This is a genomic window from Prevotella micans F0438, assembly GCF_000243035.1.
In the GTDB taxonomy this organism is placed as follows: domain Bacteria; phylum Bacteroidota; class Bacteroidia; order Bacteroidales; family Bacteroidaceae; genus Prevotella; species Prevotella micans.
The window spans coordinates 354,800-359,856 of record NZ_JH594523.1; the positions used below are offsets into that span (position 1 = coordinate 354,800).

At 44.5% G+C, this 5,057-nt stretch carries 7 protein-coding genes; 1 reads left to right on the forward strand and 6 read right to left on the reverse strand.

What is annotated here, in order from left to right; all coding sequences use genetic code 11:
• Positions 1-347 precede the first annotated feature (347 nt).
• The 6 genes from HMPREF9140_RS10385 to map all read right to left on the reverse strand — a co-directional run bounded on the left by HMPREF9140_RS10385 (position 348) and on the right by map (position 3,552).
• Complete coding sequence (locus tag HMPREF9140_RS10385) at positions 348-506, reverse strand: DUF4295 domain-containing protein (protein ID WP_006953530.1); 159 nt, start codon at positions 504-506, stop codon at positions 348-350.
• A gap of 42 nt (positions 507-548) precedes the next feature.
• Positions 549-737, reverse strand: a complete 189-nt coding sequence (gene rpmG / locus HMPREF9140_RS09295) for a 50S ribosomal protein L33 (protein WP_006953531.1) — start codon at positions 735-737, stop codon at positions 549-551.
• A gap of 6 nt (positions 738-743) precedes the next feature.
• Positions 744-1,007, reverse strand: coding sequence for a 50S ribosomal protein L28 (gene rpmB / locus HMPREF9140_RS09300; RefSeq protein ID WP_006953532.1), 264 nt, complete (start codon positions 1,005-1,007; stop codon positions 744-746).
• Between the two features lie 136 nt (positions 1,008-1,143).
• Positions 1,144-1,644, reverse strand: coding sequence for a CinA family protein (locus tag HMPREF9140_RS09305; protein WP_006953533.1), 501 nt, complete (start codon positions 1,642-1,644; stop codon positions 1,144-1,146).
• A gap of 13 nt (positions 1,645-1,657) precedes the next feature.
• On the reverse strand, positions 1,658-2,689 hold the full coding sequence (tsaD, locus tag HMPREF9140_RS09310; RefSeq protein WP_006953534.1) for a tRNA (adenosine(37)-N6)-threonylcarbamoyltransferase complex transferase subunit TsaD: 1,032 nt from the start codon (positions 2,687-2,689) through the stop codon (positions 1,658-1,660).
• Positions 2,690-2,691: 2 nt separating this feature from the next.
• On the reverse strand, positions 2,692-3,552 hold the full coding sequence (gene map, locus HMPREF9140_RS09315; RefSeq protein ID WP_018572312.1) for a type I methionyl aminopeptidase: 861 nt from the start codon (positions 3,550-3,552) through the stop codon (positions 2,692-2,694).
• Positions 3,553-3,826: 274 nt separating this feature from the next.
• Between map and HMPREF9140_RS09320 the strand changes: the two genes are divergently transcribed.
• Positions 3,827-4,609 carry a class I SAM-dependent methyltransferase gene (locus HMPREF9140_RS09320; RefSeq protein WP_018572311.1) on the forward strand — a complete coding sequence of 261 codons (783 nt, stop codon included), beginning with the start codon at positions 3,827-3,829 and terminating at the stop codon, positions 4,607-4,609.
• The last annotated feature ends 448 nt before the right edge of the window (positions 4,610-5,057 follow it).

The window sequence follows — 5,057 nt, forward strand, 5'->3', positions numbered from 1 at the left end:
TGTGTGTGTGTGTGTGTGTGTGTGTGTGTGTGTGTGTGTGTGTGTTAGCACTTTTCTGGAGTCCGCCAAGAATATAACGTTAAAAAACACGGAAGAAGTGACTTTCTCTCGCGCTGCTGTGTTACTATAATAAAAGGAGAACCGATTACTCATGGCGGCAAAAGTAATTAGTCCATTTCGATTAGGCAAAAAAGAGAACAATCTTTTTTATTTTGAGTAAAAGTTGAAGAGAACTATACAGAATCCTCAATAAGCTTCTCACATCTTTCCCTATCAAGATATACGAAAAAGAAGGTTGCCTACTCGTAGGCAACCTTCTTTCTATTATATTAAATCTAGAAGACAACTTAATTCTTAAAGAAGTCTTTCACTGCCTCATTGGGCACCATTTGTTCGTCAAAAATGTAAGCGCCGGTCTTCGGGCTCTTAACCATCTTAATAACTTTCGTATATGCTCGCCCGTCCGTAGAACCTTCGTGGAGGGTAGCAACCGCTTTCTTTGCCATAGTTCCTTTATGTTTTAACTATTAATTAAATACAAGTTCGGATTACTTGATTTCCTTATGAAGAGTCATCTTCTTCAAGATGGAATTGTATTTCATCAGCTCCAAACGCTCCGGCGTGTTCTTGCGATTCTTTGTCGTCACATAACGACTTGTGCCGGGCATGCCGCTGTTCTTCATCTCGGTGCATTCCAAAATGACCTGAACTCTATTTCCTTTTGCTTTCTTTGCCATGATATTTTAATCTCCTATCACTTTAATGTCTTTCCAATCGACATAGCCTTTAGAAACAGCATGCTTTAAGGCTGCATCGAGCCCAACCTTATTAATCAACCGAAGGCCGGCTGCACTAATCTTCAATTCTATCCAGCAGCTTTCCTCAACATAAAAGAATTTCTTGCTGAACAGATTTACATCAAAACTACGCTTGGTGCGGTGCTTCGAGTGAGACACATTACATCCTATCTGTGCCTTCTTTCCTGTGATTTGACAAATCTTAGACATTGCTATCGTTCGTTTTGTTATTCGTTATTTTAAGTCTATTCCAAACAGGACGCAAAATTACATAAAAAATCCTGATACGGAAATCATGCATTATGTTTATCCTTTGAATTAAGTTTTTTTGGAGAGATAGAAACCTCTATTCCTTAGAGTGTTGCTCGTTTAAATAGTCAAGCATGAGGTGTATTGCTTTGTTGGTTGCTATGGCCAGATTTATGTCTCTTCCGAAGTCTTCGGTGAGTAATAATGTGCGGATATCGTCTTTGCTGCCGTAGGCGAGCCACATTGTTCCGACGGGGTGTTCGGCTGAGCCGCCTCCTGGGCCGGCAATGCCTGTCGATGAGATTGCGTAGTCTACGCCGAGTGTTTTGATTGCGCCTAGAGCCATTTGTTTTGCTACTTCTTCGCACACGGCTGTTTGCTCTTGTAGCAGTTGGTGTGATACGCCGAGGAGTTTTTCTTTGATTTCGTCGGTGTAGGAAACGATGCCGCCTTTGAAATAATCGGAGGCGCCTGGAATGGCTATTAATGCTTCGCTGATTCGTCCGCCAGTGCAGCTTTCGGCTGTTCCGATTGTCAATCCTGATGAGTAGAGGATGTCGCCTATCTGGCGAGATATTATTTTACTTTCAAATTCCATATAGAATAGTTTTTTATTCGAAGGTTACTTTGCTGAAGGCGGGAATGCTTATGTCGGCAAAGTTTCCGTCGTTGTATTTATATGTTCCGACACAGGCTATCATTGCTGCATTGTCGGTTGTGTAGCTGAATTTGGGAATATAGATTGTCCATCCATATTTTTCGGCGTGTTCGTGGAAAGAGTTTCGCAGGCCGTTGTTAGCAGATACTCCGCCGGCCAGGGCTACGTGTTTTATTCCGGTTGACTCGACTGCTCGACGGAGTTTTTTCATTAAGATTTTTACGATGGTGTGTTCTAGGCTGGCGGCTAAATCTTCTTTGTGGAGTTCGATGAAGTCGGGGGTGCCGTCGGTCCATTCTCTTAGGTTATAGAGGAAAGATGTTTTCAAGCCGGAGAAAGAATAATCGAAGCCTGGCACGTTTGGTTCGGCGAATTTAAAGGCGAGTGGATTGCCCTGTCGAGCTAGTTTGTCGATTATCGGTCCACCGGGATATCCCAGTCCCATAACTTTGGAGCATTTATCGATTGCTTCGCCGGCAGCGTCGTCGATGGTTTGTCCGAGTACTTCCATATTGTTATAGGCGTTTACTTTCACGATTTGCGAGTTTCCTCCCGACACCAGCAGGCAAATAAACGGAAAGGGGGGATTATGTTCGTCGTCGTCGGTTTCTTTTATGAAGTGCGCCATCACGTGTCCTTGTAGATGGTTTACATCAATCAGTGGTATGCCCAGTGAGCGGGCGAATCCTTTTGCGAAGCTAACGCCGACGAGCAGGCTGCCCATCAGACCCGGTCCGCGTGTGAAAGCTACTGCCGAGAGCTGTTCTTTTTCGATTCCGGCGCGTTTTATTGCTTGGTCGACCACCGGAACGATATTTTCCTGATGAGCTCGCGATGCCAGTTCGGGAACTACTCCGCCATAGGCTTTATGAATCTCCTGTGAAGCTGTGACATTGCTAAGAATAACTCTATTCCGCATAACGGCTGCGCTGGTGTCGTCGCAACTGCTTTCGATGCCTAGAATATAGATATTTGGATTATTCATTTTCAGTGTGTCAGAATATCCAGTCCGTGTTCGGTCATCACGAATGTGTGTTCCCACTGGGCCGATGGGAGTTCGTCGCCTGTGATGATTTCCCATCCGAACGGGTCGTCGGCATTGAGGAATACGCGCCAGGTTCCCATGTTTATCATTGGTTCGATGGTGAATACCATTCCGGGGACGAGTACCATTCCGGTGCCTCGATGTCCGTAGTGACTTACTTCCGGGTCTTCGTGGAATTCGAGTCCTACGCCATGTCCGCACAGGTCGCGCACCACTCCGTAGCCATATTTCTTTGCATGCTTTTCGATAGCATGTCCTATGTCGCCTACGAAGCCGTAGGGTTTAGCTGCTTCGGCTCCGATTTCGAGGCATTCGCGTGTTACTCTAACGAGTTGTTCTTTTTCGGGCGATGTTTTTCCGATGATGAACATTCGGCTGGCGTCAGCATAATATCCATCTACAATCGTGGTCATATCGACGTTGATTATGTCGCCTTCTTTCAGTACGTCTTCTTCTTTCGGAACTCCATGGCACACTACTTCGTTTATACTTGTGCACACGCTTTTGGGGAAGCCTTCATAGTTGAGGCATGCTGGCGTTGCGTTGTGTTCTTTGCAATATTGCATACAAATATTGTCGATTTCCTGCGTATTCATTCCCGCATGAATAGCCTCGGCCACAGCGTCGAGGCATCCGGTGTTAACCACGCCACTTCGTCTGATTCCTTCGATTTGTTCAGGAGTTTTAATCAGGTTGCGTGTTGGCACTAGCTTTCCCCGCTTTTCAAGTTCCATTATTTTGATGTCCATTTCAGTGGGTTTCTGTCCTGGCAGGCAGTGCCATCTTTTTTTCTTTATAATCATGAGTCTGTGTATTATAAACTTCTGCATGCAAAAGTAAGTAGATGTTCATAATTATACGTGTTTCGGCATAACTAACCATACCCCGGTTCCATGGGAGCGGAATAGCCGGTATGAGAATACCCACAAGCAAGTATTGATGGATATTAATTGTTGTCTTTTCCAAGAAGTATTACTCAAAGATTATGATTTACAGTGCGGAAGTAACATTTGTTATCCTGGGGGCCTATAGAGCCGGCTATCTTTATGAGCAACTAATTTTTAAAATGATATGGCAATGACAGAGAAGAAAATGGATGCTATGCAAGGACATTGGGTGTTGGCCAGGCTCGGCAAACGTATACTAAGACCCGGCGGCATGGAAATGACTCGTAAGATGTTAGAGAAACTCAATGTAAGTACCGACGACGATGTTGTGGAATTTGCACCGGGATTGGGCTATACGGCACGACTGACGGTTGCGAAGAAACCACGTTCGTACACAGCCGTGGAACTGAATGAAGAGGCTGCAGCCCTTGTCAGACGAAATGTAGAACCGGCATATCCCGCCTTGAATGTCGTAACAGGTAATGCTGCAGATACGGGACTGCCTGATTCGTACGCGACGAAAGTGTATGGCGAGGCCATGCTTACGATGCAATCTATGGAGAAAAAAGATGCTATCGTGGCCGAAGCAGCCAGGATTCTAAAGCCAGGAGGACGGTATGGCATACACGAAATAGCCCTCCAACCGGCGGAAATCAGTGATGAAAAGAAGCGTGAAATACGCCATGAACTGCAAATGGGCATACGCACCAGTGTTCACCCTCTAACCCGCAGAGAGTGGGAAGAGCTACTCGGTAGACATGGAATGCAAGTGGAGTATGTTTATGAAAATGGTATGCTACTCTTGGAACCTAAACGCATGATTGATGACGAAGGCCTGTGGAGGTTTTTGCTCATACAGCTTCGTATGTTGTTCAATAGGAATGCCCGACAGGCCGTACTACGTATGCGTAGTTGTTTCCGTAAATATAGACGGCATCTTACCGGTATTACAATCGTAGCGAGGAAGATGTAAACAGTAGAAAAAACAGACTATATAATGTGCAGGAGCTCGGCTTCATGGTTGTTTTCGTCCATGGAGCCGAGTCTCCATTGCTCAGCAGCTCAATCCATCTCTTAGCTTAACCTCCCGCTGCTATTTTCGCATCATCATAGAACTACGATGATGCGAAACAATTATTAATGCATTAAAATATTGCTACGATGCTGCAATATATTTATTAATGCATCAAAATATTGCTACGATGCTGCATTGCATTTATAAATGCAGCAAAATAGCACTACGATGATGTCTCAAGATTATTTATACACCAAAATATTGCTACGATGCTGCATTGCATTTATAAATGCAGCAAAATAGCACTACGATGATGTCTCAAGATTATTTATACACCAAAATATTGCTACGATGCTGCATTGCATTTATAAATGCAGCAAAATAGCACTACGATGATGTCTCAAGA